We start from the raw sequence: 21,833 nt of genomic DNA, 5'->3' as shown, positions 1-21,833 counted from the left end.
CGTTCTGGGGATAAGTCGCAGGCGTCAAACTGTCGCCTGCGCTTGCAGTCCGTCAGGCCTGGTCATTGATCAGCCGCCTCAGCAGTTCGAGCTCCTGGGCGAGCGTGTTGTCGCCGCCCGAAAGGTCCTCGATCTTGCGCACGGCATGCAGCACCGTGGTGTGGTCGCGGCCGCCGAAACGCCGGCCGATCTCGGGCAGCGAGCGCGGCGTCATCACCTTCGACAGGTACATCGCGATCTGGCGCGGCTTGACGATGGTGCGGGTGCGGCGGTTCGACAGAAGCTCCGTCTTCGACACGTTGTAGTGGCGCGCCACGATACGCTGGATGTCTTCGATGCGTACGCGCTTGGGCTCGCCCGAGCGGTAGATGTGGCCGAGGATCTCGTCGATGCGCTCGATCGACAGCTGCGGCTCGAACGACTGGCGGAAGATCAGCTGGTTGAAAGCGCCTTCCAGTTCGCGGCCCGAGCCGGTCACGGTGCGGGCGACATGGGTGAGGATTTCCTCGTCCATGGCCAGGTTGGGGTCTTCATGCTTGGCGCCGGCGAAGCGCAGCTTGAGCATGCCAAGGCGCATGCCGAAGTCAGGAGCCGACATTTCCAGCGCCACGCCGCCATTGAGGCGCGAACGCACGCGCGGCTCGAGCGATTCCAGTTCCGCCGGCGGGCGGTCGGCTGCAACCACGACCTGCTTGGCCGAATCGAGCAACATGTTGATGAGGTGGCAGAACTCGTGCTGGATGGACTTGCCCTGGAGGAACTGCATGTCGTCGATGATCAGAAGATCGATGTCGCGCAGCTGCTCTTTGAGCGTCAGCGCGTTGTTGTCGCGGATCGCGGTCGCAAAGCGCCACATGAAGTATTCGGCCGTCAGGTAGACGACACGCGACTTCGGGTTCTGGCGCAGCGACTCGGCGGCGATCGCCTGCAGAAGGTGAGTCTTGCCGAGGCCGACGGTGGCATGGAGGAACAGCGGGTTGAAGCGCGAGTTCGATTCAGCCACCGCGCGGGCCGCAGCCAAGGCTACCCGGTTGGAAGGGCCTTCGACGAAGGACTGGAAGGTGTAGCGCGGGTCGAGCGGCGAGCCGAGCACGCTCTGCTTGAACTCCTGGTCGGCAGTGCCGTTGCGGACCGGGGCAGGGCGCTCGGCAGTGCGTCCGGCAGCTGCCGTGCTGGTGGCAAGGGCGGTCTGCGCCTGGCGCACCGGCTTGCGCAGCGATGCGGCCTCGGTTTCGACGCCGGGGCGTGCGGTACGGGTCGCCGTACGGATGATGATCTCGAGCTTCAGCAGCCCAGGCTCTTCCTGGCGCCAGAGTTCGGAAATGAGATCGAGATAATGGCTGTTGATCCAGGAGCGCAGGAAAGCCGTCGGCACCGAAAGGCGCACGACGCCCTTCGAGGTTTCCGCAAGCTTCATGCGGCCGAACCAGCTTGAGAAGACCTCGCTGCCCAGGCGAACCTGGAGCTGCGTCTTGACCCGGTCAAAATTCTTCTCTGCGGCGCTGGTTGCTGCCACTTCGTTGCCCTCGATCAGTTCGCCGGTAAAAAGAAAGCCCGCATTTGCTTCCCTTTCGATGCCGCTTTGCATTGTTTGCAATCCCTAACCTTCGGTCCTCGTTGCCGAATGGGGACGCGCCGCTCGCGTCTCCACCGGTATATGTTCATTCGGGATGCTTGCCGTTGCCGGCGGAGCCCCAGTCACCTTCCCCTAGCGCCAAGCGGCACTTTCGGAAGGCCAGTGCCGCGGGGGCGGCAGCACCAGGCAAATGCGTAGCCATCCGGCGGAATCGCCGGTGCGATGCAAAGTCACCATGCCGTGTATCCCCACACGCCCCAAGTATACTTCGAAGTGGGCATACCTCCCCCGGACGCGGATTCCATCCACGCCGAGAACGCCGCCGATTTTTTGGCTTTGCAGAGGGCTTGCTGCCCGTCCCTTCGATAAAAAGACCTTACAAAAATCGCTGTGGACAGGGCAAGGCCGAGTCTAACCCGTTTTTAATGAATCTGCTTACCTCGGCGTCGGATTCAAAGCTTGCCGGTCGCCCTCAAAGGGACAAAGCCGTTGTGATTCAAACCCTTTTCCGGGGATCGAAAAAAACCGCAGGCCGTCCGAAATAATTATAAAAGAATCCGCTTGACACCAACTTGTCCCCCGAGCCCTGCGGGCAGCTTGAACAAGCTGTGGATGACCATTCGCAAGTCTTTGAAATTAAAGGGTAATTTCTGCCAGGCCGAGTCTGGTTGTAGGGCTACTTCTAACAGTTGTAGTTATCAGAATAGCCGCATATGCCGGCAAAATTTCGACCCCCTGGAGACCCTGCTCAGGCGGCCCTTCGGACGGGTTTTTTGGCCCCATGCCGGCAAAAGAAAAACCCGGCTGGTGAGGCCGGGTTGATCAGAAATCCAATTGCTTGCAGGGCTTAGGCGGAAAGCGCCTTGAGCCGCTGTGCCAGACGCGAAACCTTGCGCGAGGCGGTGTTCTTGTGCAGGACGCCCTTGGTGGCGGCGCGCATCAACTCCGGCTGGGCGGCGTTGAAGGCGGCTTCTGCCTTTGCCTTGTCGCCCGAGGCCAGTGCCTCTTCGACCTGGCGGACATAAGTCCGGACGCGCGAGCGGCGGTTCTTGTTGACCGCTGCGCGGCGGGCGATCTTGCGCGTTGCCTTCTTGGCCGAGGAGGTATTGGCCATGGTGCCTCTCTTTGATCTCTAGGTGGGCGCCCGCGGGTATCCGTAGAGCGCAAAAATAAATCGGGCGTCCCTGGGGGCGCCTCAGTTGGTGCGGCTTATAGTTCAGCTTCTTTCCAACGTCAACGCGATTCAGGTCAGCGGTTGCGGAAATTCGCAGTCCTTTTCTCGGCAAAGGCTGCCATGCCTTCCTTCTGGTCGTCGAGCGAAAACATCGAATGGAACACGCGGCGCTCGAAACGCAGGCCTTCGGACAACGTTACTTCATAAGAACGATTGACCGCTTCCTTGCACATCATGACGGCCGGAAGGGAGAAGTCGGCGATCTTTGCCGCTGCCTTCATCGCCTCTTCCATCAGGTCGGCCGCCGGTACCACTCGCGAGACGAGGCCGGAGCGCTCGGCTTCGGCTGCATCCATCATCCGGCCGGTCAGGCACATGTCCATCGCCTTCGACTTGCCGACGAAACGAGTGAGTCGCTGCGAGCCGCCCATGCCGGGCATGACGCCGAGCGTGATCTCGGGCTGGCCAAACTTGGCCGAGTCGGCGGCGATGATGAAGTCGCACATCATGGCGAGCTCGCAGCCGCCGCCCAGCGCGTAGCCGGCGACAGCGGCGATCATCGGCTTGCGGTTGGCCGCGAAAGCCTCCCAGCCGGAGAAGAAGTCTTCCATATAGGCGTCGACATAGCTCTTGCCCTGCATCTCCTTGATGTCGGCGCCGGCCGCGAAGGCCTTTTCCGAGCCGGTGATGACGATGGCGCCGATGCCCTGGTCGGCCTCGAAGGTGCCGGTGGCCGCAAGCAGCTCTGCCAGGACAAGAGAGTTGAGCGCGTTGAGCGCCTTCGGGCGGTTGAGCGTGATCAGCCCCACCTTGCCGCGTGTTTCCACGATGATCGTTTCATAGGCCATCTTGCGGCTCTCCCTCTCTCGCTGCGTCAACGATGAGGTTTTGCTCTAACTCAGCGCTGGCACTGGCGGCAATAGAAGGTTGAGCGCCCGCTCTGCACGATGCGCTCGATATGGCCTGCACAGCCGCTGTGCGCGCAAGGTTCGCCCTCGCGGTCATAGACGGAGAAGGAGTGCTGGAAGTAGCCGAGCGAGCCGTCGGTGTGGACGTAGTCGCGCAGCGACGAGCCGCCTGCGGCGATGGCATCGGAGATCACCTCCCGGACGGAGGTCGCCAGAAGCGTCGCCCGTTCCTTCGCCACCTTGCCGTTGCCGGCGATCGTGCCGGCGGCCCGCGTCGGCGAAAGCCCGGCGCGCCACAGCGCTTCCGCGACATAGATGTTGCCGAGGCCGGCAATCAGGCGCTGGTCGAGCAGGGCCGCCTTGAGCGGGGTCTTCTTGCCTTCGAACAGCTGGGCAAGGAGGCCGCCGTCAAGCGCATTGCCGGTCGGTTCGACGCCAAGTCCCTCCAGCATCGGGTGTTCTGCACCGTTACGCTCGGCAAACAGCATGAAGCCGAACCGCCGGGGATCGTTGAAAACGACGCGCGCCGGAACGCCCTTCGGATCAGCGACGTGGAAGACGACGTGGTCGTGCGTCTCCGATTTCGAGCGCTCGTGGTGGAAATTGCCGGGAGCCGCGTCCTCGTCGGTCTCGACGCGGAACGAGCCGGACATGCCGAGATGGCAGATCAAAAGCGGCGCATCCTCGACGTCGGCGATGAGATATTTGGCACGGCGGCCGAGCGAGGTGATCTTCCGGCCTTCGAGGCGTTCGCCGAACCTGTCGGGGAAGGGGTAGCGTAAATTGGGGCGGCGGGTCTCGACGCGCTCGATGCGCGCGCCTTCCAGCACCGGCTGCAGTCCGCGCCGCACGGTTTCGACTTCGGGCAATTCAGGCATGGCTGGCGATCGTCTCCAGGAAGGAGTTGCCGTGGCGGCCGGGCGCCAGGTTGAGATGTGCGGCCACCGTCTCGCCGATGTCGGCGAAGGTTGGCCTCAGCCCGATGTCACCGCCGGAGCGGCCCTGGGCTATGCCGATCACCGGGATGCGCTCGCGCGTGTGGTCGGTGCCGAGCCAGGTCGGATCGTTGCCGTGGTCTGCGGTGAGGATGAGCAGGTCGCCCGGCTTCAGCCGCGCGAAGGCTTCGGGCAGGCGCCGGTCAAATGCTTCCAAAGCTGCGGCATAACCCGGCACGTCGCGGCGATGGCCGAACTCGGTGTCGAAATCGACGAAGTTGGCAAACACCAGGTCGCCGTCCCGGGCGTCGTCCATGGCGCCCAGCGCCTTGTCGAACATCGCCATGTTGCCGACACCCTTGCGGATCTCGCTGATGCCGCGATGGGCGAAGATATCGCCGATCTTGCCGATGCCGATGACCTTGCTGCCACGCGCGGTAAGCCGGTCGAGCAGCGTGTCCTCGGGTGGCGGGGTGGCATGGTCGCGGCGGTTGGGCGTGCGATGGAACGTTTCCTTGCTCTCGCCCAGGAAGGGACGGGCAATGACCCTGCCGATCTTCAGCGGGTCGACCAGGCGGCGGACGACCTGGCAGAGCTCGTAGAGCCGCTCCAGCCCGAAATGCGCCTCATGCGCTGCGATCTGCAGCACCGAGTCCACCGATGTGTAGCAGATCGGCTTGCCCGTCCTGATGTGCTCCTCGCCGAAGCGCTCGATGATCTCGACACCGCCGGCGTGGCAGTCGCCCAGAATGCCCGGAACCTTGCCTTCCCTTGATATCGCGTCGGTCAGCGCGGCGGGGAAAGCCGGCACTGTCTGCGGAAAGTAGCCCCAGTCGAAGGTGACGGGCAGGGCGGCGATTTCCCAATGGCCCGACGGCGTGTCCTTGCCGCTCGAGATTTCCTGGGCAGCGCCATGAAAGGCTCCGGCGCGCAGCGGCATGTCGCCGGCGAATTCGAATCCCGTTGCCCTTTTCGCCGCAAGGCCGAGGCCAAGCGATGCCATGTTGGGTACGTCGAGCGGACCGCTGCGCAGGCCTTGGCGGTCGCCGCGGCCTTCGGCGCAGGCATTCGCAATGTGTCCGAAGGTGTCCGAGCCGACGTCGCCAAAGCGTTCGGCGTCCGCCGCCCCGCCAATGCCGAAGGAATCCAGGACAAACAGGAATGCACGCGCCATCTACAAGGGGCTCTCGATTGCCAATCCGCCAGACATAAGATCAGTCGCCGGCAATGGCAATTATCCGGCGCAAAGGCAGCTGACATGGGGCGTGCAGGCGGGCGCAGTTCAGCAGTCGGGACAGGGAACCGTTTGGCTCATGCGCGGACGCAAATAATATTTCTCGGACATTGCGATTCCGTCGAATGCGGCGGCAAGGCCGAGAGCCGGCTTGGATTCTGCCGCCCAGGTGATGACAGGCTTGTATGCGAGGTCGCTCTCTACCCGTATCAGGAAGGTGCCTTTGATCTTCAGTGTCGGCGGCACATTCGTCGCGGTACCCTTGATCGCATCGATGCTGGTGACGCCGTTGACGAGCTTGCGCGACCACACGACTAGGACTTTGGGCGCCGCTTCGTTAGTGATTTCAATCGCTGTGATGATGATCTTACCGGTGCTGCGGCTGTAAGGCTGTAGGATCGATTCGCCGATCCTCATCACGGCGTCCACCTCAGCACTGGTGATTGTCTGTTGCTGGGTGATCAGGTCAGCGACCATCGAGGCAACGCGGCTGACCTTCTTGTTGGTCTCGATCCCTTGGGAGACTTCCATGGTCACGAAATAGAGCGACAGCAGTAGCGGTGCGATTAAAGCGAACTCTACGGCTGCGATGCCCCTGCTGTCGCCGATCAGAGCGCACGCGGCTGACCGTAGTCGTTTCAGATTTGACCGTGTCCCCGGGCAGAAAGACATAAGGCTTGTTCCCTTGGTTACTGCTCGCGGCGTCTTCAATCGTTAAACGGTTCGTTCTGCCAGACGACGGCGGCGAACTGCAGCGTCTTGCCGCCCTTGATGTTCGACATAGATGCCCGCATGAAGTCGGTAATGACTGGCCATCTATAAAAAACACGAAGCATGTTCTTGGACATCGACGGTCCCGGAGTGACTGCGAAGCCAGTGGTGTCTATATCTTTTTGATCGCCACTACCGATCAGCTTTAGCTTTACCTTTGCCGCGTCGGCAAATGTCGGATAGCTGCGCAGGTCGACCAGTAGCTCTTTCTGGCAGTCCTTCGAGACTAGGACTGCCAGCTTGGTGCAGATCTCGTCTTTCAATGAGACTTCGGTGACATTCGCAGCCCTTATCTGACCGGTGCGCAGTTGTCGGGCGACTTCGTCGGCGGCATTCGACAGTATCTGCTGACCGGCGAAGGCGATGCAGCTTTCCAGGATGGCAAACACCAGCAATGAGAACGGGATCGCGAGTACTGCGAATTCGATCGCCGTACTTGCGTTCTGATCGCGCACGAAACGAACAACGAAGCCTTGCCTGGACCCGTTCACGCTGTTGCGTTCTGCAGCCGCTGCTTTGGTCATGTCCCGACCGCCTCTCATGGTTGGGTCGATGTATAAGGGAAAGCTGTTGAGGTCTGGTTTGAATGGTCCGGAAAATTGCCAGTGCCGGGCTTACTGATCGCTAACCATAGCTGGCAGCCACCTTATTGGCTGGCGTTCATCTCGCTCTCGGACATCCGCTCGGCGTCGCTCTTGTAGGAACTCTCGCAAAAGGGCGTGCATGAAAGCGTCTGGACCTCCGAACGGCGGTAGATCCGGACCGATGAGGCGTCGTGCCGGATGACCGTCACCTGCTCGTCGACGATAGGGCTCCCATCGGCATCAAGCACGACAAGGTTGGTGACACCAAAACCCTTGCCGGTGAGCACGATGGTCGAAGCATCCTGTATCGAAGCGTCGGCGATGGCCGAGTTGCCGACCACGATCGTGTCGGCCGGGCGCGTCAGCCGTACGATCTTGGCCTGGTTCATCGTCACTTCAATGCCCGCGCCCGCGTATGCGTGTGTTGCGGCAAACGATGCCAGCCAAGCGCAGGCTCCCAGGACATAAAGGTTTGGCTTGGCCATGATAGGCGCCCCCTCGGCGGCTGTCGGTGTCGGTCAACGGTTCAATGGAACATGAACGACTTTGGTGAACCAACGGTTAAGCGTCGGGTCGAGACAACCATAGGGCGAAGACGGCGCCATGCTGGCTTGTTCGAATGCTTATGCAGTAGGTCGCAAAAAGCCACGGCTTGGCGCTGTTGCATCGCCCACAATTGTCCGGTTCTGCTTAGTCCGTGGTTAACCACATGACGCCAAGTCACGGCGAAAGGTTTCGGTAAGGCTATTTCTTAAGCCGATCGAAAGAGCTCCCCGCTAGGTTGCAGTCATCCGATCGACGACAAAGAAATGTTGGCGGAAGTGCTGTAACACGGAGCAAGGAGCTTACAATGTCGAACCTCATCGCACGTTTTGTTAAGGACGAATCCGGCGCGACCGCCATCGAATACGGTCTGATCGCCACTCTTATCGCGCTTGCAATCATCACCGCAGCCGGCAGCGTCGGCACCAACCTCGAGGCCCGCTTTAACGAAGTCCGGGACGCGCTGGCGAATTGATGCTCACGTCGATTTAGCTTCGGCGGGACAAGCGAAAGGCCACTTACGAGTGGCCTTTCTGCATTTGGAGCGGCGCCTAGAACAGAACTTCATTCAAGCTTAATTCCGTTGTCGTAGGCTGGTCGAGATTTAACCTTGGTGAATGCGGGGCCATGCTTGAAGCTCTGATCTTTGTGGTTTTTCCCTTTTGCATGGTGTTTTCGGCCGTCTCCGACACCTTGTCGATGACCATCGCCAATCGTGTGCCGTTGTTGCTGCTCGGCGTATTCCTCGTTGTCGCTCCGCTGACCGGCATGGCCTGGGCCGATATCGGTATGCACCTGGCTGCCGGCGCTCTGCTTTTGACCATTACCTTTGGCCTGTTCGCGCTTGGCGGCATGGGCGGCGGCGACGCCAAGTTGATCGCCGCGACCGGCATCTGGATGGGGCTCGGCATGCCGTTGATGCAATATCTCCTGACCGCGACGATCCTGGGTGGCCTGCTAACGCTTGCGATCCTGACTTTTCGCAGTTCCGCCCTGTCTCACATTACCGGGCAGAATATGTTCCTGAGGAATTTCTCCAAGGATGCGGGCGGAGTACCCTATGGCATCGCGCTTGGTCTCGGCGGACTCATGACATATCCCGCGTCACCTCTGGTGGTTTGGGCCGTCGAACGCCTCGCGGCACAATAGCTGCAACTGTCCCCTGCGTAAGAAACAATTAATCACGCTTGTAAGGACTGCATTAACCATAAGTTGACGATTGCCTATGCAAAGTCCGGCTTGGCTTGATGGGGTGCCAGGGCGAGGTTTCGGACAAATGGCTGCATCGCGACTGATGATACTTGGCGTAGCGGTCGCTGCCGCAGGCGGTGCCGGTTTTGTCGCCAAAAACATGTCGGCACCACCACCGGCCGCGGTCATTGTCGAATCCGGCCCGCAGCAGCCACAGATTGCCCTCACTGACGTTCTGGTGCTGACCGGCGACGTGCCGATGGGTGGCACCGTTGAAAACAACCTCGCCTGGCAGCCCTGGCCGAGCGATGGCGTCAATCCCAACTTTATCACACGCGACGCCGAGCCCGAAGCCCTCGACAAGTTCAAGACCTCCGTGGCGCGTCTGGCCATGTACAGCGGCGAGCCGCTGCGCAAGTCCAAGCTGATCGGTGAAGGCCAGAGCTTCATGTCGGCCGTCCTGCCGTCTGGCATGCGCGCGGTTGCCACCACCATCTCCGCCGACACGTCAGCTGGCGGTTTCATCCTGCCCAACGACTATGTCGATGTCATCATGACGCGTCGCTCCGATGCGGCAAAGTCGGGTAGCGGCTTCACCACCGAAACCATCCTCAGCAACATCCGCGTGTTGGCAATCGACCAGGCCATCCAGGAGGACGAAGAGGGCAAGAAGGTCAAGGTCGGCGAGACGGCGACGCTCGAACTCACGCCGCAGCAGGCCGAGATCATTACCGTGGCGCAGCAGATGGCCGACCGGCTGACGCTGGCACTACGCTCTGTCGCCGATACGCAGCAGAAAAACCTCGCCGAGGCCGACTACCTTGTTTCTGGCTCAGGCAAGCGCGATACCGTGAGGCTGATCAAATCTGGCGAGATTTCTGAATCGGGAGCAAGGAAATGAGATCCTGCATCAGATTTTTGGCCACTGCCACCGCAGCCTTCGGCATTGTTGCCACAGGCGCTGTCATTGCCGATCTTACTCCGGCTTTTGCGGCACAGGCCAAGGTCGGCTCAAGCACCACCAACATCCAGCGCGTCAAGCTGGGGCTTAACAAGTCGGTTGTCATCGACCTGCCGAGCGACGCCTACGACATCCTTGTCGCCAACCCGACCGTCGCCGATGCCGTCACCCGTACGGCGCGGCGCATTTACTTGTTCGGTAAGGCAGTGGGCGAAACCAACATCTTCGTCTTCGGGCCCAATGGCGAGCAGATCGTCAGCCTCGATCTTGCTGTCGAGCGTGATGTCGCCGGCCTTGAGGACTACATCAAGCGCTTCATTCCAGGCGCCGACATCAAGGTCGAGCTGCTGAATGACAACGTCGTGCTGACCGGTACTGTCGACACGCCTCTCGATGCCAAGCGTGCGGTCGATCTGGCGACGATCTTCGTTACCGGTGGCGAAGCGACAACGGGTCAGTATTCGCAAACCGCCACGGGTGGATCCGACAATGGCGGAGTCGACATCAATAACCCCGACCAGACGCGCCAGAAGAGCAAGATCGTCAATCTGCTCCAGATTGTTGGTGATGACCAGGTCATGCTGAAGGTGACGGTCGCCGAAGTCAGCCGCAACGTGATGAAGCAGCTTGGCGTGAACATGCTGGCGCAGGGCAACTCAGACGGCATCAACTGGGGCATACAGAACGCCATTCCGGGTGGCCTTGGCGCTCCCTTGGTGGGCAACGCCGGCAACTTTCTGCTGGGTAACAGTAGTCTTGGCGCGTCGGTCAGCGCAATGGAGCAAGCCGGTGTGATGAAGACACTGGCCGAGCCAACCTTGACAGCCGTCTCGGGCGAGCAGGCGTCTTTCCGCGTTGGCGGCGAATTCAACATGCTGCAAGAAGTTGAAGCCGAGAAGCGCGACAAGGACGGCGTAACCGATCCCGGCGGCCTCCGTTATGAGCGCGTCGAATACGGCATCAGTCTTGATTTCAAGCCGGTTGTTCTTTCGGCGGGGCGCATCAGCTTGAAGATCCGCACGGCGGTTTCCGAACCGACAAACGAGTCGTCAGGCCTTGCTGGCGGCGGTCCGACGCTGCCGTCCCTACGCAAGCGTCTCGCCGACACGACTGTCGAACTTCCGTCTGGTGGCTCGATGATGATTGCCGGCCTTGTTCGCGACGACGTCAAGCAGGTCATGGGCGGCGTACCCGGCCTGTCGAAGGTGCCGATCCTTGGCACGCTGTTTCGCAGCCGCGACTTCATCCGCAACGAAACCGAGTTGGTCATCATCGTGACCCCCTATCTTGCTCGCCCGACCGCGCGGAACGAACTCGCCAAGCCCGATGACAATTTCAACGCCGCTAGCGATGGCGCCGGAATGTTCCTCGGCCGCGTTAACCGTGTCTACGGCACCATGAAAACCGATAAGCCCGCCGGCCGTTACCACGGCGTCGTCGGCTTCATCTACAAATGAGCGGGGATAGGGGCATGGCTCAGGCAATCTTCTCACGCACCGCAGGTCGCCACATGTCAACCAACGGGCGTCTCTTTGGTTCGCTGCTGGCAGCTGTCACTGTGGCGCTGCTGGCAGGCTGCGCCAATCGCGACAGCGTCGTCGTCGGCTCGATCCCGGACGACTATCGCACCAATCATCCGATCGTTATTGCCGAGAAGAACCAGACCATCGACATTCCGATCGGCGTCGGCGATCGCGGCATCACCAGGGGGCAAAAGGTCACCTTCGAGGGGTTCCTGCAGAACTATGATCGCCATGCTGCGCCCACGCTGACGATCATGACCCCCGCGGGCGGCGCCAATGACGCTGCTGCTTCAAGGGCCGCTCGAGGTCTGATGAACATCGCAATGAAGGCGGGCGTGCCGAAGAACCGTATCGCCATCACCAGCTATCAGGCTGAATATCCGGAGGCCTCGTCGCCCATCCGCGCCGTCTACTCGGCGATGCGAGCGCAAACGGGCCGCTGCGGCCGCTGGCCGGCAGACGTCGCCGAAACCACCGACAACAAGCATTACGCCAATTTCGGCTGTTCTTATCAGAACAATCTTGCCGCGCAGATTGCCAACCCGGCCGACCTGCTCGGGCCGCGCAAGCAGAGCGAGATTGATGCCGAGAATCGTAACGTTGTGATCGATCAGTATCGAAAGCCGCCGGCCCCTTGGGATCCGGAAACGTTCTATTGATGGGTAGGGGCAGTCCGATATGAGCAATCTCGCCTACGATTCCCCGCCCGAGGGTGCCGAGCTGTCGCAGCATGACCTTGATGTCATGCAGACATTGAGGCCCGTGCCGCGGATCTCGATCCAGGCCTTCTGCGAGACCGACAGCGTCGCCGGGCCGATCGGTCGCGCCGGCGAGGACCGCCGCATGGCCAAGGCCCATCTTCAGGTCCATATGGGCGGCATTGAAACCGCAATCGAAGTTTACAGCGGTGCGCCGACACCAAACCTGATCATCCTGGAGTCGCGCAGCGAACCCAAGAGCCTGCTCGAGGCGCTGCATCGGCTGTCGGAGTATTGCGATCCGAGTTCCAAGGTGGTGGTCATTGGCCACTACAACGACGTAGCACTCTATCGCGAACTGATCCGCTCGGGCATTTCTGAATATGTCGTGGCGCCCGTTTCCACGGCTGACGTCGTCAGCGTCATCTCGTCGATCTTCGTCGACCCCGACGCGGAGCCGATCGGCCGCGCGATAGCCTTCGTCGGCGCCAAGGGCGGCGTTGGTTCGTCGACCATCGCCCACAATGTCGCTTGGGCGATGTCGAGCCTGTTCAAGTCGGAGGTCGTCGTTGCCGACCTCGACCTGGCCTTTGGCACAGCCAACATCAACTTCGACCAGGACCCTGCTCAAGGCATCGCTGAAGCGGTGTTTGCGCCAGAACGTGTCGACGAGGTCTATCTCGACCGTTTGCTGGCGCAGTGCGCCGAGCATCTGTCGCTGCTTGCCGCGCCGTCGACCCTTGAGCGCGTCTACGATTTCGACGCCGAGGCCTTCACCTCGATAATCGACACGGCGCAGCGCAGTTCGCCGATGCTCGTGCTCGACGTTCCCCATATCTGGAGCGGCTGGAGCAAGAACACGCTACTCCGTGCCGACGAGGTTGTCATCACGGCGACGCCTGAGCTGGCAAACCTGCGCAACACCAAGAACATGGTCGACATGCTGAAGCGGCTGCGGCCCAATGATCCGCCGCCCAGGCTGATCCTCAACCAGGCTGGCGTGCCGAAACGCCCGGAAATATCCGCCAAGGATTTCGCGGAGCCGCTCGGCATCACGCCGTTGGCTGTCATCCCGTTCGACCCGCTGCTGTTCGGCAATGCCGCCAACAACGGACGCATGCTGGGCGAGATGGATGCCAAGAACGCCGTCGTCCAGACGATCAACGAGATCGCCCATGTCCTGACCGGAAGGTCCGAGGCCAAGGCCAAGAAGGTGTCTGGGCTCGGTGGAATTCTCAGTCGGCTGAAAGCCCGCAAGAAGTGATGCCAGTGCGGCGGAGGTGCTAGTCGATCATGTTTGGCAGGAGAGGCAACGACGACGGCAATCGCCCGACGCCTGGGTTCCGTCCGCTCGCAACGACGCCGCCGCCCGCGGCGCCACAGGTCGGTGACACACTGGTGGCCCCGCGTCCGGCAACGCCGGCACCGGCAGCGGCAGCCGCACCGCGGCGCAACTTCGAGCCGACGCCTTCCTTCGCGCCCGAACCACGCAAGGCGCAGCGCGAGCGCAGCGAAAGCTATTACGATACCAAGAGCCAGGTGTTTTCGGCGCTGATCGACACTATCGACCTGTCGCAGCTTGCCAAGCTCGACTCCGACAGTGCGCGCGAGGAAATCCGCGACATCGTCAACGACATTATCGCGATCAAGAACTTCGCGATGTCGATTTCCGAGCAGGAAGAGCTGCTCGAAGACATCTGCAACGACGTGCTCGGTTACGGACCGCTCGAGCCGCTGCTGGCGCGCGACGAAATCGCCGACATCATGGTCAACGGCGCCAAGAACGTCTACATTGAGGTCAACGGCAAGGTCGAACAGACCTCCATCCGCTTCCGCGACAACCAGCAGCTGCTCAACATCTGCCAGCGCATCGTCAGCCAGGTCGGCCGCCGCGTCGACGAATCCTCGCCGATCTGCGACGCGCGCCTGCCCGATGGCTCCCGCGTCAACGTCATTGCACCGCCGCTGTCGATCGACGGCGCCGCCCTCACCATCCGCAAGTTCAAGAAGGACAAGCTGACGCTCGATCAGCTCGTCAAGTTCGGCGCCATCTCGCAGCACGGCGCCGAGGTGCTGAAGATCATCGGCCGCGTCCGCTGCAACATCATCATCTCCGGTGGTACCGGTTCGGGCAAGACGACGCTGCTCAACTGCCTGACCAACTACATCGACCGCGACGAACGCGTCATCACCTGCGAGGACTCGGCGGAATTGCAGCTGCAGCAGCCGCATGTCGTCCGTCTCGAAACCCGCCCACCCAACCTGGAGGGCGAGGGCGAGGTGACGATGCGCGACCTCGTCAAGAACTGCCTGCGCATGCGCCCAGAGCGCATCATCGTCGGCGAAGTGCGCGGACCGGAGGTGTTCGACCTGCTGCAGGCGATGAACACCGGCCATGACGGCTCGATGGGCACGATCCACTCCAACAGCCCGCGTGAATGCCTCAACCGTATCGAGGCGATGATCGCGATGGGTGGCTACTCGCTGCCGCAGAAGACCGTGCGCGAGATCGTCGTCGGCTCCGTCGACATCATCATCCAGGCTGCCCGACTGCGCGACGGTTCGCGCCGCATCACCCACATCACCGAGGTGATCGGCATGGAAGGTGACGTCATCATCACCCAGGACCTGGTGCTCTACAACATCAAGGGTGAGGACCAGAACGGCAGGCTGATAGGCAGCCACGTTTCGACCGGCATCGGCCGGCCGCATTTCTGGGATCGTGCCCGCTACTACGGCGAGGAAGCCCGCCTCGCGACGGCACTCGAAGCCATGGAAAAGGCCTCGGATTGACATGCACAGGATGAGGATCTGACGCGCCATGTTCGGCCTCGACGCCATGATGCTGATCTTCGTCGCACTCGCCGGCCTGAGTGCTGGCGCCGTCGCCTATGCCTTTCTGTTCAATCGCATCGAGACCCAGGCCAATACAGACCGCCGCATGGCTCTGGTGAGGCAGACCGAGTCGGACAAAACGGTGGTGAAGGCTTCGCGCGACCGGGTCGCCGAAGTCGCCAAAAGGCGCAAGTCCGTGCAGGACACGCTCAAGGAACTCGAGGAAAAGCAGAAGGCCAAGGACCGCAACATCAAGAAGCCGCCGCTGCGTGTCCAGATACGCCAGGCTGGCATGCTGGTCACAATCGAACGTTTCTACGTCTATTCGGCGGTCTGCGGTCTCGTCGTCACGCTGCTGATCTACCTGGCCGGCGCGCCGCTGATCCTGTTGCCTGGCGCATTACTTGCCGGCGGTATCGGCTTGCCCAGATGGTTCGTTGCTTTCAGACGCGGCCGCCGCGTCAAGCAGTTCTTGGAAGAGTTCCCTAATGCGCTCGACATCATCGTGCGCGCGGTGAAGTCAGGCCTTCCGCTCAACGATGGCATACGCCTTATCGCCTCGGAATCTCCTGAACCCGTTCGTAGCGAATTCCGTCGTCTGGTTGAGGCGCAACAGGTCGGTGTTTCCATCCCCGATGCCGCACTCCGCATGACCGAGACCATGCCGTGCCCAGAAGCGGGCTTCTTCGGCATCGTCATCCAGATCCAGAGCCAAGCAGGCGGCAATCTCTCCGAAGCGTTGGGAAACCTGTCGCGGGTGCTGCGTGACCGCAAGAAGATGAAGGCCAAGATCCAGGCTCTGTCGATGGAAGCCAAGGCGTCGGCCGCAATCATCGGCTCGTTGCCGGTTGTCGTCGCCGTGCTCGTCTACTTCTCAAGTCCGAACTATATCATGCCGCTGTTTGTCACCAGCACAGGCCACCTCATCCTCGGCATCTCAGGTGTTTGGATGGCGATCGGCATCTTCGTGATGCGCAAGATGATGAACTTCGAGGTCTAGGCCGATGACGGACCAGGTTGTCAAATCGCTTACCGATCCCTCCTTCCTCATCGCGTTGCTCGTTGCTATCGCCGTATTCGCGACCGTTTTCACCGTCCTGCCGTCCCTGAGTGGAAACCCGCTCAAGGGGCGCATGAAGGCCGTGGCGCTGGAGCGCGACGAGCTGCGCGCCAAGCAGCGCATGCGCCTTGCCGCCGAAGCCGACCGTCGCCACAAGGGCCTGCGCGAACAGCAGTCGATCGGCATGCGCAACATCGTCGAGCGGCTCGACCTGCGCCGCGCGCTGGTCGACGAAGCGACGCTCAACAAGCTGAAGGTCGCCGGTTTCCGGGGCCAGAATCCGCTGACCCGCTTCCTGTTTTTTCGCCTCGTCCTGCCATTCGTCGGCCTGGTGCTAGGCATCTTCTATGTCTTCGTGCTCGGCGTGTTTGCCGACAAGCCGTTTGTGATGAAGATCTTTATCTGCATCGCACTGGCATATGCCGGCTTTTACGCGCCGGTGCTTTACGTCTCCAATCGCGCCACCAAACGCAAGCAGTCGATCCAGGCCGCCTGGCCGGATGCGCTCGACCTGATGCTGATCTGCGTCGAATCGGGCATGTCGGTTGAAGCTGCCTTGCGCAAGGTTGCCGACGAAATCGGCGCCCAGTCCGTCGACTTGGCCGAAGAGTTCGTGCTCACCAATGCCGAGCTTTCCTATCTCACCGAGCGCCGCCAGGCCTATGAAAACCTGGCCGGCCGCACCGGCCTCGACTCGGTCAAATCAGTCACCCAGGCCCTGATCCAGGCCGAGCGTTATGGTACGCCCGTTGCCCATGCACTGCGCGTGCTGGCGGCCGAAAGCCGCGACATGCGCATGAACGCTGCCGAAAAGAAGGCGGCCGCATTGCCGCCGAAGCTCACCGTGCCGATGATCCTGTTCTTCCTGCCGGTGCTGTTCGCCGTCATCCTCGGCCCGGCCGGCATGCAGATCAGCGAGCGCGGCATCATGGGCAACAGTCAGCAGTCGAGCAGCGAGTAACGACAAGCCATCATCAAACGCAAAAAAGCCGCGTGATAACGCGGCTTTTTTCATTTCGGGCAGACGGCCCGTCAATTCTTCTTCGGCTTGCCGTCGGCCTTGATCTGGTTCCAGGCGTTCTGCTGGGACAGCATGCTCCTGAGATAGCTGACATTGGCCTGCGCCTGTTCGGGCGAAAGCTCCTGGCTGGCGATCTGCTCGGCCTCGTCGAAGCGGCCCTGGAGGCCGACTGCCAGCGCGAGATTCTGGCGCACGCGGCTGTCGGCGCCGGGCTGCGAGGCGGCCGAGCGGAGATAGGTCTCGGCCGATTTCAGGTCGCCTTCGAGCACATAGGACATGCCCAGATTTGATAGGATCGTCGGTTCGTTCGGCTTGAGATCGAGCGCCTTGCGGTAAAGGCCGCGCGCATCCTGTGTTTGGCCGAGCTGGTCGAGGATCGCTGCTTCGGCAGACACCAGCCTCCAGTCGGGATACTCAGGCGTCTGGGCGCGGCGCACGGCGTCGAGTGCCGGCTGGAATTGTCCCGAGGCGGCGAGCGCCTTGCCATAGGCGGCGAGCACGTCGCGATCCTTGGGATAGCCGATGGCGAGCTTGCGCATCACCGCCAGTGACTGGTCGGTCTGACCCTTGACCTGCAGCGCCGAAGCGTATTGCAGCGCCACCGGCTTGTTGTTGGGATCGTTAGCATAGGCGCGGCCGATCTGGTCGACAGAGCCGCCGATCGCGCCGGTCGACATGGCGTCGACCGATTTGCCACGGCCGATCGAGCCGGTGACCATCTTGGCGGTGCCACAGCCGGCGACGCTCGCCATCAGCAGCGTCAGCAAGGCCATTCTGGCGAGGCGTTTTCCCGTTGCGTTCATCGAGCGATTGGTCAACATCGGCGACGGGTCTCCATTCGTTCGCGTGGCCGTTCGCAGGCCATTTCCCCGCTTTGGAGAAATATTCTGTTAACCCTAACGGATGGTTAAGAACGCCTGACGGCACAGCCATCCGAGACTGAAGGAAGCCGAAATGCCGGTCGAACTGTTCGAGCAAAAGCCCTCCGACGCACTGCCGATCCACCTCGTCGCCAAGGGCGGTCTCGAAAATGCCGGGCTCACTGCCGATGTGCTCGCCTGGGCCAATGCCAACGGCTTTGCCGGCGAGGCCGGCAAGGTGCTGGCAATCCCAGGCGCTGACGGCAGGCTTGCTGGCGCGCTGTTCGGCACGGGCCAGGGCGACAGCGGGCTTGCCTTCGGCGCCCTTGCGCGCAACCTGCCCGAGGGCAACTGGCATTTCCAGGGCACCCCGGCGCAGCCCGAACTTGCAACCCTGGGTGCTGCCCTTGGTGGCTATGTCTTCACCCGCTACGGCAAGAAGCCGGGCAGGGCGATCGGCCTCGAAGTGCCCACGGGCGTCGACGCCGCCAGGCTCAGCCGCATCGTCGATTCGGTGTTCCTCGTCCGCGACCTAGTCAACACACCGACCAACGACATGGGCCCGTCGGCGCTGGAGGCTGCGGTGCGCAAACTCGCCGGCGTCCACGGCGCAGAGGTTCGCGTCACACTCGGCGATGACCTTCTGAAGCACAATTTCCCGATGATCCATGCCGTCGGCCGCGCCTCCGACGATGCGCCGCGCCTGATTGACTTGAGCTGGGGGCCCCAGGACGCGCCCAAGGTCACGCTGGTCGGCAAGGGCGTCTGCTTTGACACCGGCGGCCTCGACATCAAGCCGGCATCGAGCATGCTGCTGATGAAGAAGGACATGGGCGGTGCCGCCAACGTTCTCGGCCTCGCCTCGATGATCATGGCGGCCAAACTCAACGTCAGGCTGCGCGTGCTCATCCCGGCGGTCGAGAACTCGATCTCAGCCAACGCCTTCCGCCCCGGCGACGTGCTGCAGAGCCGCAAAGGTATCACTGTCGAGATCGGCAACACCGATGCCGAGGGCCGGCTGGTGCTGGCCGACGCGCTCGCCCTTGCCGACGACGAGCAGCCGGAACTGCTGATCGACATGGCGACGCTGACGGGCGCCGCGCGCGTCGCGCTCGGTCCCGACCTGCCGCCTTTCTACACCGACGACGAAGCGCTCGCCGCCGATCTCACTGCCGCGTCGCTGGCCGTCGAGGACCCGATCTGGCGCATGCCCTTGTGGAAGCCTTACGATTCGAAACTGTCGTCCAAGATCGCCGACATGAACAATGTCACCACGGACGGCTTCGCCGGCTCCATCACCGCCGCCCTGTTCCTCAAGCGCTTCGTCGAAAAGACATCAGGCTGGGCGCATTTCGATATCTTCGCCTGGAACCCGAGCGATCGTCCGCACGGCCCGACCGGCGGCGAGGCCCAGGCCATCCGCGCGCTGGAAAAGGTCATTTCGGCCCGGTTCGGGTAAAAATGCCCCTCACCCCTACCCTCTCCCCGCGACGAACTGGGAGAGGGGGCGTCAGCGTTGCGGCAGTGTTCCTTCTCCCCGTCATTACGGGGAGAAGGTGCCGGCAGGCGGATGAGGGGCGGCGTGAGCTAGGCAGATAGTGCGAGCGCGCCTCACACCCGCCGCAAAATCCCCATTGAATGAAACGGAACCGAAACAAATACAGTGGATGCTGGCGTCATGCCGATCGCATTGCGTCCGAGCCAATCACTGAGACTGCTGCAGCAGTTTTCCCTGTCCGAGGTGCGTGACGACGCGCCCGACCTGACGCTGCGCCAGATGGCGATCCTGCTCACCATCTATCTCGACCCGCCGCCGCACACGGTGCGCGGGCTGGCGGCGCGCCTCGGCGTCAGCAAGCCGGTCATCACCCGTGCGCTCGACACGATGGGCGCGCTCAAGCTGGTGTCGCGCCACCGCGACGAGAGCGACAAGCGCAACGTGCTCATCCGGCGCACCGTCGAAGGCGCGCTCTATGTCGAGCGATTGGGCGATGCTATCATTGCCAAAGCCATGGAGCTTCCGATTTGACCGCCCGCGACAGCCGCCTTCACGCCTTCCGTCCCGATCTTGCCGATGCCCGCCTGCAAGGCGAGGTCGCGGCCGAACGCTTCGTTGCCGGCCGCCCGGCGCGCATTTCCGCATCAGTGGCCGACGTCCGCAAAGCGCCGCGCCCCGATGCCGGCCTCAACACCCAGCTGCTTTTTGGCGACGAGGTCGTTGTCTTCGAGGAAGCTGAAGGTTTTGCCTGGCTCCAGGCAGAGCGCGATGGCTATGTCGGTTACGCCTCGTCAGGCGACCTCGCCGCGCGTGGCGCGGACCCGACCCATGTCGTCACCGCCTTGCGCACCTTCGTCTATCCTGGCCCCGACATGAAGTTTCCGCGCAGCGGCCAATTGTCCATCGGTTCGCAGGTCGCGGTCACCGGCTTCGCCGAAACGCGCGGGACGCGCTACGGGCTGCTGCCGTCGGGGGAAGCAATCGTCCTGCAGCACCTCGCGCCGCTCGGCACCACGACAGACGATTTCGTCGCGGTTGCCGAACGGCTGATCGACACGCCCTATCTCTGGGGCGGCCTCAGCGCCTTCGGCATTGATTGCTCGGGCCTCGTCCAGCTGTCGATGCGCATGACCGGACGCAACGTGCTGCGCGATTCCGACATGCAGGAAGCCTCGCTCGGCATGCCGGTCGATGCGGGCGCGGACTTTTCCGGGCTCCAGCGCGGCGACCTTGTCTTCTGGAAGGGCCATGTCGCGATCATGACCGACACCGAAAACATGATCCACGCCAACGGCCACACCATGACCGTCGCCCGCGAAGGCCTGCGCCAAGCCATCGACCGCATTGGTTATCTCTACGGCGGACCGACAAGCTTCAGGCGGCCGTAGCTGCTTACCTCTCCCCGTTCACGGGAGAGGATGCCCGCAGGCAGGTGAGAGGCAGCGCGAGCTTCGGGCCACCTTCTCCCCGCTTGCCGGGAGAAGGCAACGCGCCTCAATACCCGGCGTTGCGGTCGACGACGTTCTCCAGCGGTGCGCCGCGTTCGAAGGCGTCCATCTGGCTAAGCATCGGGGCAACCAGATGCGCCGGATCAGACGTTGCCGCCGCATGCGGGGTGACGAACACCTTTGGGTGGTTCCACAGCGGGCTGGTCTTGGGCAGCGGCTCGACCTCGAAGACGTCGAGGCTGGCTTCCTTCAGCGTGCCGTCGTCGAGCGCGCGCAGGATGTCGGCGTCGCGCTGCAGCTTGCCGCGGCCGGCATTGATCAGCACGGCGCCGCCGAGGCCGTTGCGCCGGCGCAGTTCCTTGAGCAGGCCGTAATTTATGATGCCCTTGGTGGTGTCCGTCAGCGGCAGCAGCACGACGAGGATGTCGGTGGCATTAAGGAACGGCACCAGGCCTGAATCGCCGCTGAAGGTGGTGACGCCCGTAACCTCCTGCGGCCGGCGGCTCCAGCCATTGATGCGGAAGCCGACGGCCTTGAGCACGTCGGCCGCGGCGCGGCCGAGATTGCCCATGCCCATGATGCCGACGGAAATGTCTTCGGCCGGCCGCTGCGGCGGCTCGTGCCAGGCCTTCTTGGTCTGCTGGGCGCGGTAGAGCTGGCCCTGGCGATGATGGTCGAGCACCCGCCACAGCACATATTCGCTCATATGCTGGCTGAGATTGTCGGCGACGACACGTACGATCGGAACGTCCGGCAGGCCGGGATCGGCAAAGACATGGTCGACGCCGGCGCCAATCGAAAAGATCGCCTTGAGGTTCGGCAGCTTGGCGAGCGTGCCCGGCTTTTGCTTCCACACAACCGCGTAGTCGATCGAAGGGTCGGCCGCGCCATCGGGTTCGAGTACGACCTCACGTTCCGCCGACAGCAGCTCGTACCAGCGCTGCGGATTGAACCCGGTGATCGAAAGAAGGATCTTGCCCTTGGCCTTGGTCGACATGCTCTTCCCTTGCGCC

At 62.3% G+C, this 21,833-nt stretch carries 22 protein-coding genes; 12 read left to right on the top strand and 10 right to left on the bottom strand.

Annotated elements, in window-relative coordinates:
- Positions 1-52: 52 nt before the first annotated feature.
- The 8 genes from dnaA to ACSQ3E_RS24645 all read right to left on the bottom strand — a co-directional run bounded on the left by dnaA (position 53) and on the right by ACSQ3E_RS24645 (position 7,667).
- Positions 53-1,588 carry a chromosomal replication initiator protein DnaA gene (dnaA, locus tag ACSQ3E_RS24680; protein ID WP_310319541.1) on the bottom strand — a complete coding sequence of 512 codons (1,536 nt, stop codon included), beginning with the start codon at positions 1,586-1,588 and terminating at the stop codon, positions 53-55.
- 835 nt (positions 1,589-2,423) lie between these two features.
- Positions 2,424-2,690, bottom strand: coding sequence for a 30S ribosomal protein S20 (gene rpsT / locus ACSQ3E_RS24675; protein WP_067965745.1), 267 nt, complete (start codon positions 2,688-2,690; stop codon positions 2,424-2,426).
- A gap of 134 nt (positions 2,691-2,824) precedes the next feature.
- Positions 2,825-3,598 (bottom strand): enoyl-CoA hydratase, encoded by a 774-nt coding sequence (locus tag ACSQ3E_RS24670; RefSeq protein WP_310319535.1) that lies wholly within the window; start codon positions 3,596-3,598, stop codon positions 2,825-2,827.
- A 50-nt stretch (positions 3,599-3,648) separates the two neighbouring features.
- Complete coding sequence (gene mutM, locus ACSQ3E_RS24665) at positions 3,649-4,536, bottom strand: bifunctional DNA-formamidopyrimidine glycosylase/DNA-(apurinic or apyrimidinic site) lyase (RefSeq protein WP_436124673.1); 888 nt, start codon at positions 4,534-4,536, stop codon at positions 3,649-3,651.
- Positions 4,529-5,767, bottom strand: a complete 1,239-nt coding sequence (locus tag ACSQ3E_RS24660) for a phosphopentomutase (RefSeq protein ID WP_436124672.1) — start codon at positions 5,765-5,767, stop codon at positions 4,529-4,531. The genes mutM and ACSQ3E_RS24660 overlap by 8 nt, the downstream gene beginning before the upstream one ends.
- Before the next feature lie 108 nt (positions 5,768-5,875).
- Positions 5,876-6,418, bottom strand: a complete 543-nt coding sequence (locus ACSQ3E_RS24655; RefSeq protein ID WP_436124696.1) for a TadE/TadG family type IV pilus assembly protein — start codon at positions 6,416-6,418, stop codon at positions 5,876-5,878.
- 116 nt (positions 6,419-6,534) lie between these two features.
- Positions 6,535-7,122, bottom strand: coding sequence for a TadE/TadG family type IV pilus assembly protein (locus tag ACSQ3E_RS24650; protein ID WP_436124671.1), 588 nt, complete (start codon positions 7,120-7,122; stop codon positions 6,535-6,537).
- A 122-nt stretch (positions 7,123-7,244) separates the two neighbouring features.
- Positions 7,245-7,667 (bottom strand): pilus assembly protein N-terminal domain-containing protein, encoded by a 423-nt coding sequence (locus ACSQ3E_RS24645; RefSeq protein WP_436124670.1) that lies wholly within the window; start codon positions 7,665-7,667, stop codon positions 7,245-7,247.
- 365 nt (positions 7,668-8,032) lie between these two features.
- On the opposite strand from ACSQ3E_RS24645, the gene ACSQ3E_RS24640 reads away from it, so the two are divergent.
- The 9 genes from ACSQ3E_RS24640 (at position 8,033) to ACSQ3E_RS24600 (ending at position 16,954) form a co-directional block, all read left to right on the top strand.
- On the top strand, positions 8,033-8,200 hold the full coding sequence (locus tag ACSQ3E_RS24640) for a Flp family type IVb pilin (RefSeq protein WP_436124669.1): 168 nt from the start codon (positions 8,033-8,035) through the stop codon (positions 8,198-8,200).
- Between the two features lie 152 nt (positions 8,201-8,352).
- Entirely contained in the window at positions 8,353-8,874 is a 522-nt protein-coding gene (locus ACSQ3E_RS24635) for an A24 family peptidase (protein ID WP_436124668.1), read from the top strand.
- 127 nt (positions 8,875-9,001) lie between these two features.
- Entirely contained in the window at positions 9,002-9,817 is an 816-nt protein-coding gene (cpaB, locus tag ACSQ3E_RS24630; protein WP_436124667.1) for a Flp pilus assembly protein CpaB, read from the top strand.
- Complete coding sequence (locus ACSQ3E_RS24625; protein WP_436124666.1) at positions 9,814-11,334, top strand: type II and III secretion system protein family protein; 1,521 nt, start codon at positions 9,814-9,816, stop codon at positions 11,332-11,334. Before cpaB ends, ACSQ3E_RS24625 begins: the two co-directional genes overlap by 4 nt.
- The gene (locus ACSQ3E_RS24620) at positions 11,331-12,059 is read left to right on the top strand and encodes a CpaD family pilus assembly protein (protein WP_436124665.1); all 729 of its coding nucleotides are present in this window, start codon (positions 11,331-11,333) and stop codon (positions 12,057-12,059) included. Before ACSQ3E_RS24625 ends, ACSQ3E_RS24620 begins: the two co-directional genes overlap by 4 nt.
- Positions 12,060-12,078: 19 nt before the next feature.
- On the top strand, positions 12,079-13,362 hold the full coding sequence (locus ACSQ3E_RS24615; protein WP_436124664.1) for an AAA family ATPase: 1,284 nt from the start codon (positions 12,079-12,081) through the stop codon (positions 13,360-13,362).
- Positions 13,363-13,391: 29 nt separating this feature from the next.
- The gene (locus tag ACSQ3E_RS24610; protein WP_436124663.1) at positions 13,392-14,891 is read left to right on the top strand and encodes a CpaF family protein; all 1,500 of its coding nucleotides are present in this window, start codon (positions 13,392-13,394) and stop codon (positions 14,889-14,891) included.
- A 28-nt stretch (positions 14,892-14,919) separates the two neighbouring features.
- Complete coding sequence (locus tag ACSQ3E_RS24605) at positions 14,920-15,933, top strand: type II secretion system F family protein (RefSeq protein WP_436124662.1); 1,014 nt, start codon at positions 14,920-14,922, stop codon at positions 15,931-15,933.
- A 4-nt stretch (positions 15,934-15,937) separates the two neighbouring features.
- Positions 15,938-16,954 carry a type II secretion system F family protein gene (locus tag ACSQ3E_RS24600; RefSeq protein WP_436124661.1) on the top strand — a complete coding sequence of 339 codons (1,017 nt, stop codon included), beginning with the start codon at positions 15,938-15,940 and terminating at the stop codon, positions 16,952-16,954.
- Positions 16,955-17,025: 71 nt separating this feature from the next.
- Here the strand turns inward: ACSQ3E_RS24600 and ACSQ3E_RS24595 are convergent, their stop codons facing one another.
- The gene (locus ACSQ3E_RS24595) at positions 17,026-17,835 is read right to left on the bottom strand and encodes a tetratricopeptide repeat protein (protein ID WP_436124660.1); all 810 of its coding nucleotides are present in this window, start codon (positions 17,833-17,835) and stop codon (positions 17,026-17,028) included.
- Between the two features lie 133 nt (positions 17,836-17,968).
- On the opposite strand from ACSQ3E_RS24595, the gene ACSQ3E_RS24590 reads away from it, so the two are divergent.
- The 3 genes from ACSQ3E_RS24590 to ACSQ3E_RS24580 all read left to right on the top strand — a co-directional run bounded on the left by ACSQ3E_RS24590 (position 17,969) and on the right by ACSQ3E_RS24580 (position 20,760).
- Positions 17,969-19,333: a leucyl aminopeptidase family protein gene (locus tag ACSQ3E_RS24590; RefSeq protein WP_436124659.1), complete on the top strand. Its 1,365-nt coding sequence runs from the start codon at positions 17,969-17,971 to the stop codon at positions 19,331-19,333.
- Between the two features lie 219 nt (positions 19,334-19,552).
- Positions 19,553-19,903: a MarR family winged helix-turn-helix transcriptional regulator gene (locus ACSQ3E_RS24585; RefSeq protein ID WP_067967155.1), complete on the top strand. Its 351-nt coding sequence runs from the start codon at positions 19,553-19,555 to the stop codon at positions 19,901-19,903.
- Entirely contained in the window at positions 19,900-20,760 is an 861-nt protein-coding gene (locus tag ACSQ3E_RS24580) for an NlpC/P60 family protein (protein ID WP_436124658.1), read from the top strand. Before ACSQ3E_RS24585 ends, ACSQ3E_RS24580 begins: the two co-directional genes overlap by 4 nt.
- Before the next feature lie 106 nt (positions 20,761-20,866).
- Here the strand turns inward: ACSQ3E_RS24580 and ACSQ3E_RS24575 are convergent, their stop codons facing one another.
- Entirely contained in the window at positions 20,867-21,817 is a 951-nt protein-coding gene (locus ACSQ3E_RS24575) for a 2-hydroxyacid dehydrogenase (RefSeq protein ID WP_436124657.1), read from the bottom strand.
- Between the last annotated feature and the right edge of the window lie 16 nt (positions 21,818-21,833).

The organism is Aminobacter sp. LjRoot7 (assembly GCF_964252895.1).
In the GTDB taxonomy this organism is placed as follows: Bacteria; Pseudomonadota; Alphaproteobacteria; order Rhizobiales; family Rhizobiaceae; genus Aminobacter; species Aminobacter aminovorans_B.
Note: the sequence above shows the minus strand (reverse complement) of the source record. Positions and strands in the feature narration are given on the sequence as shown.

What these genes read in the sequence shown, in the direction of transcription:
- ACSQ3E_RS24600 (WP_436124661.1), top strand. Translation starts at nt 15,938, where the DNA reads ATGACGGACCAGGTTGTCAAATCGCTTACCGATCCCTCCTTCCTCATC.
- ACSQ3E_RS24605 (WP_436124662.1), top strand. Translation starts at nt 14,920, where the DNA reads ATGTTCGGCCTCGACGCCATGATGCTGATCTTCGTCGCACTCGCCGGC.
- ACSQ3E_RS24640 (WP_436124669.1), top strand. Translation starts at nt 8,033, where the DNA reads ATGTCGAACCTCATCGCACGTTTTGTTAAGGACGAATCCGGCGCGACC.
- dnaA (WP_310319541.1), bottom strand. Translation starts at nt 1,588, where the DNA reads ATGCAAAGCGGCATCGAAAGGGAAGCAAATGCGGGCTTTCTTTTTACC.
- ACSQ3E_RS24660 (WP_436124672.1), bottom strand. Translation starts at nt 5,767, where the DNA reads ATGGCGCGTGCATTCCTGTTTGTCCTGGATTCCTTCGGCATTGGCGGG.
- ACSQ3E_RS24625 (WP_436124666.1), top strand. Translation starts at nt 9,814, where the DNA reads ATGAGATCCTGCATCAGATTTTTGGCCACTGCCACCGCAGCCTTCGGC.
- ACSQ3E_RS24635 (WP_436124668.1), top strand. Translation starts at nt 8,353, where the DNA reads ATGCTTGAAGCTCTGATCTTTGTGGTTTTTCCCTTTTGCATGGTGTTT.
- ACSQ3E_RS24590 (WP_436124659.1), top strand. Translation starts at nt 17,969, where the DNA reads ATGCCGGTCGAACTGTTCGAGCAAAAGCCCTCCGACGCACTGCCGATC.
- ACSQ3E_RS24575 (WP_436124657.1), bottom strand. Translation starts at nt 21,817, where the DNA reads ATGTCGACCAAGGCCAAGGGCAAGATCCTTCTTTCGATCACCGGGTTC.
- ACSQ3E_RS24585 (WP_067967155.1), top strand. Translation starts at nt 19,553, where the DNA reads ATGCCGATCGCATTGCGTCCGAGCCAATCACTGAGACTGCTGCAGCAG.
- ACSQ3E_RS24620 (WP_436124665.1), top strand. Translation starts at nt 11,331, where the DNA reads ATGAGCGGGGATAGGGGCATGGCTCAGGCAATCTTCTCACGCACCGCA.
- ACSQ3E_RS24645 (WP_436124670.1), bottom strand. Translation starts at nt 7,667, where the DNA reads ATGGCCAAGCCAAACCTTTATGTCCTGGGAGCCTGCGCTTGGCTGGCA.
- ACSQ3E_RS24615 (WP_436124664.1), top strand. Translation starts at nt 12,079, where the DNA reads ATGAGCAATCTCGCCTACGATTCCCCGCCCGAGGGTGCCGAGCTGTCG.
- rpsT (WP_067965745.1), bottom strand. Translation starts at nt 2,690, where the DNA reads ATGGCCAATACCTCCTCGGCCAAGAAGGCAACGCGCAAGATCGCCCGC.
- cpaB (WP_436124667.1), top strand. Translation starts at nt 9,002, where the DNA reads ATGGCTGCATCGCGACTGATGATACTTGGCGTAGCGGTCGCTGCCGCA.
- mutM (WP_436124673.1), bottom strand. Translation starts at nt 4,536, where the DNA reads ATGCCTGAATTGCCCGAAGTCGAAACCGTGCGGCGCGGACTGCAGCCG.
- ACSQ3E_RS24670 (WP_310319535.1), bottom strand. Translation starts at nt 3,598, where the DNA reads ATGGCCTATGAAACGATCATCGTGGAAACACGCGGCAAGGTGGGGCTG.
- ACSQ3E_RS24610 (WP_436124663.1), top strand. Translation starts at nt 13,392, where the DNA reads ATGTTTGGCAGGAGAGGCAACGACGACGGCAATCGCCCGACGCCTGGG.
- ACSQ3E_RS24650 (WP_436124671.1), bottom strand. Translation starts at nt 7,122, where the DNA reads ATGACCAAAGCAGCGGCTGCAGAACGCAACAGCGTGAACGGGTCCAGG.
- ACSQ3E_RS24595 (WP_436124660.1), bottom strand. Translation starts at nt 17,835, where the DNA reads ATGTTGACCAATCGCTCGATGAACGCAACGGGAAAACGCCTCGCCAGA.